This window comes from Aeromicrobium sp. (assembly GCF_036676885.1).
Lineage (GTDB): Bacteria > Actinomycetota > Actinomycetes > Propionibacteriales > Nocardioidaceae > Aeromicrobium.
In genome coordinates this window covers 1-3,804 of the sequence record NZ_JAKFCB010000127.1, presented here as the reverse complement: position 1 = coordinate 3,804, position 3,804 = coordinate 1, and the positions used below count along the sequence as shown (strand labels likewise).

The window sequence follows — 3,804 nt, the reverse complement described above, 5'->3', positions numbered from 1 at the left end:
CGTAGCGGCGGCTCAACACCTTCATCCGCTCGACGAGCTCCGGCGGTTCCTCGACCCGGATGTCCATGTCCAGCAGGCCGACGTAGACCGCCATCGTCGCCACGCTGTCGGCGCCGGTGATGAGCACACAGGTCTCGTCGTCGATCGGCTCGACGATGCCGACGGCCGGGTTGATCCTGTCCATGACCTCGGAGGCGGGCGCCAGCACCGTGATGCGGGCATGCACGGCCCAGCCCTCGTACGCGACGGCCCGCATGACGTACGCGCTCACGTCCTCGTCGGGCAACGGCTGCGGAGGGAACCGGCGTCCGGTACGCATGCGCAGCACCATCCGGTCGAGCCGGAAGACGCCCCACGAGTCGGCGTCCGGGTCGCGGCCGAGGAGGTACCACCGGCGCTCCCAGCTGACCAGCCGATAGGGCTCGACGAGCCGTGGCTCGCCGTCGTAGTCGAAGCGCAGCCACTCGGTGTCGCGGATCGCCGCGGCGACCGCAGTCAGCGTCTCGGGGTCGAAGCGCGGGTCGGCGTCGGGGATGCCGGCATCGTCGGCGACCTGGGTCGTGACCTGCGAGAGCGTGGTGACCTGGCGCCGGAGCCGGGACGGCAGGACCTGCTCGAGCTTGGCGAGCGCGAGGGCGCTGCTCTCGGCGACCCGTTCGATCGAGCTCGTCGAGGCGGCGCGGAGCCCCAGCACGACCGCGATCGCCTCGTCGTCCTCCAGCAGCAGCGGCGGGAGGGCGGCGCCGGCGCCGAGCCGATAGCTGCCGTGGACCCCGCGCTCGGCGTTGACCGGGTAGCCCAGGGCTCGCAGCCGCTCGATGTCGTTGCGGATCGTACGGGTCGTGACGCCGAGCCGCTCGGCGAGCTCGGTGCCCGACCACTGCGGTCTGGACTGCAGAAGGGCGAGGAGCGCGAGGAGCCTCGCAGACGTTTCAAACATGTCTGAAATCTATCCCAGAACTAGGAACGAAGTGTTCCTATATCGGTTCTACGGTGGTTTCATGACCACACAGCGAAGCACCTCATCCGACATCCGCCCCTTCGTCATCGAGATCCCGCAGGCCGATCTCGACGACCTCGACAACCGGCTCGCCCGCACCCGCTACCCCGCGGCAGCGCCCGGCGACGACTGGACGTACGGCGTGCCCAACCACTACCTCCAGGAGATGGTGGCCCAGTGGCGCGGCGACTTCGACTGGCGTGCGCAGGAAGCGCGCATGAACCAGTTCCCGCACTACCTGACCGACATCGACGGCCAGACGATCCACTTCATCCACGTGCCGTCCGCCGAGGCCGACGCGACGCCGATCCTGCTGCTTCACACGTACCCGGGATCGTTCGTCGACTTCCTCGACATGATCGGCCCGCTCACCGATCCGGTCGCGCACGGCGGCAGGGCCGAGGACGCGTTCTCCGTCGTCGTTCCCTCGATGCCGGGATTCGCGTTCAGCACGCCGGTGGCCGACGGCGGGTGGACCATGGCACGCGTCGCCCGTACGTACGACACGCTGATGCGCCGCCTCGGCTACGACTCGTTCGGCGCTCACGGCAGCGACGGCGGCGCGATGGTCGCCCGGGAGCTCGGCCTGATGCAGCCCGAAGGCTTCCTGGGCCTGCACGTGCAGCAGCTGTTCTCCTTCCCTTCGGGCGATCCCGCGGAGTTCGAGAAGCTCGAGCCCAAGGACTACGCGGCGCTCGAGCACATGGAGTGGTTCCAGTCGGTCGGCGGCTACAACGCGATCAACGCCTCGCGGCCGCAGACGATCGCCGCCGGGATCTCCGACTCGCCGGTCGGCCAGCTGGCCTGGAACGAGCTGTTCATGTCGTTCGGCAACGGCACGAGCCTGGTGACCCGCGAGCAGATCCTGACCGAGGTGTCGCTCGAGTGGTTCACCAACACCTCGGCGTCGGTCGGGCGCTACCACTACGAGGAGGCGCGCTCCGGTGCAGAGCCGGCGGTCAACCACGCGCCGACCGGCGTCGCGGTGTTCTCGGACGACTTCAAGTCGATCCGGACGTTCGCCGATCGCGACAACAGCAACATCGTGCACTGGACCGAGCACGAGACCGGCGGGCACTACGCCATGCTGGAGCGCCCCGACGTGCTGACGGGCGACATCCGCGAGTTCTTCGGAGGCCTGAAGGCGTGAGCACGGAACCGGCAGCACCGCGGCCTTCACGGGCCGCGGTGCTGCCGTTCAACCACCGTAGGGACGCGTGATGATCTCCAGGATGTGGCCGTTCGGGTCATTCCAGTAGAGGCCGCGGCCACCGTCGTCGTGGTTGACCCGGCCCGGCTCGCGGTGGAACGGGTCGGCCCAGTACGTCAGCCCGCGATCCGTGATCCGGCCGAGCACCTGGTCGAACTCCTCCTCACTCACCAGGAAGGCGTAGTGCTGTGGGTGCACCTCACCATCGACGTCGAAGAAGTCGAGCGAGACGTCGTTGCCGGTCTGCACGACGAGGAACGGCCCGTACGTCTGTGGCTCCGGCAGACCGAGGATCTCGGCGAAGAACGTCGCGGCCTCCCGCTTGTCGCTGGAATGCACGATCGTGTGATTGAGCTGGACTGTCATGGCGAAGCTCCTCTCCGGCCAATTGTCTCGCGGCCAATCACGCGCCGAAAGGCCGGCGCGGTGACCCTGCGGACACCAAAAGTACGAATTGTCGCCATCGTGCCATTCCGGCGAAAAGATGACCCGATGGTGGGATTCTGCCGTCTCGCGCCCGCGCCTAACGTCGATGAAAACACACCAGTGAGGCCCTGTCTCCACGACACCTCACAACCGGACGGAGTCGGCGATGGACGAGACGGAGATTGCGGTCATCGGGGCCGGTCCCCATGGCCTGGGAGCGGCCGAGCGGCTTCGAGCCGCCGGACGCGAAGTGTGCGTGATCGGCGAACCCATGTCGTTCTGGCACACCATGCCGAAGGGACTGTGGATGCGCTCGCGGCGCAACGGGTCGTCGATCGGCGAGGTCACCGGGCCCTTGTCGATGGAGGGCTACACCGCCGACACCCAGGCCGTGGTGGAACGGCATCTGAAGCTCACGACCTTCATCGAGTACGGCCACTGGTATCAGCAGCGCGTCGCTCCCGACGTGATCCGCCGTCAGGTCGTCAAGCTCGAACGCCACGGTCTCGGCTTCCTGCTCACGTTCGACGACGGCACCCAGCTCCGGGCGACCCGCGTGCTCTCGGCCACCGGCATCGCCGAGTTCACCCGGCGTCCGGCCATGTTGCGTCAGCTGCCGACCGAGCTCGCCTCCCATGTGGCCGACCACGGCGACTATGAGCGGTTCCGCGGCAAGAGCGTCGCGATCATCGGGGCAGGGCAGAGTGCGCTGGAGTCCGCAGCGCTCATGCACGAGGGGGGCACAGACGTCGAGGTGCTGGCCCGACAGCCGCAGGTCTACTGGCTCCACGGCGACGGCCTGATCGACGGCCTCGGTCGCTTCGCTCCGCTGTTCTACGCACCCACCGATGTCGGCCCGATCGGGATCTCACGGCTGGTCGCGACACCTGAGGTCTTCCGTCGCTTCCCCCGACCGATCTTCGACGTGATCGCCGCGCGCGCGATCCGGCCGGCCGGGGCGTCATGGCTCAAGCCGCGACTGCCCGAGGTCCCGATCACCCCCGGCGCGGTGGTCACCCGCGCAGTCCCGCACCACGACAAGCTCGACTTGGAGCTCTCGAACGGCACCCGGCGCCAGGTGGATCATCTCCTGTTCGCCACTGGGTACGACGTCGACATCCGGCGATACTCGTTCCTCGATCGCGCACTTGCGGAGCAGGTCAGATGC

At 68.0% G+C, this 3,804-nt stretch carries 4 protein-coding genes; 2 read left to right on the top strand and 2 right to left on the bottom strand.

Features of this window, described 5'->3' with window-relative positions; all coding sequences use genetic code 11:
• Positions 1–940, bottom strand: a 940-nt coding sequence (locus V6M46_RS06560) for a helix-turn-helix transcriptional regulator (RefSeq protein ID WP_332663027.1), incomplete at its 3' end; no start/stop codon positions are given.
• A gap of 61 nt (positions 941–1,001) precedes the next feature.
• Here V6M46_RS06560 and V6M46_RS06555 point away from each other — a divergent pair.
• Positions 1,002–2,150 carry an epoxide hydrolase family protein gene (locus tag V6M46_RS06555; RefSeq protein ID WP_332663024.1) on the top strand — a complete coding sequence of 383 codons (1,149 nt, stop codon included), beginning with the start codon at positions 1,002–1,004 and terminating at the stop codon, positions 2,148–2,150.
• Positions 2,151–2,198: 48 nt separating this feature from the next.
• Here V6M46_RS06555 and V6M46_RS06550 read toward each other — a convergent pair whose 3' ends face one another.
• The gene (locus V6M46_RS06550) at positions 2,199–2,576 is read right to left on the bottom strand and encodes a VOC family protein (protein WP_332663022.1); all 378 of its coding nucleotides are present in this window, start codon (positions 2,574–2,576) and stop codon (positions 2,199–2,201) included.
• A 226-nt stretch (positions 2,577–2,802) separates the two neighbouring features.
• Here V6M46_RS06550 and V6M46_RS06545 point away from each other — a divergent pair.
• Positions 2,803–3,804, top strand: a 1,002-nt coding sequence (locus V6M46_RS06545; RefSeq protein ID WP_332663020.1) for an FAD-dependent oxidoreductase, incomplete at its 3' end; no start/stop codon positions are given.

Excerpts from the sequence above, each read along its gene's own strand:
- V6M46_RS06550 (WP_332663022.1), bottom strand. The coding sequence starts at position 2,576 with ATGACAGTCCAGCTCAATCACACGATCGTGCATTCCAGCGACAAGCGG.
- V6M46_RS06555 (WP_332663024.1), top strand. The coding sequence starts at position 1,002 with ATGACCACACAGCGAAGCACCTCATCCGACATCCGCCCCTTCGTCATC.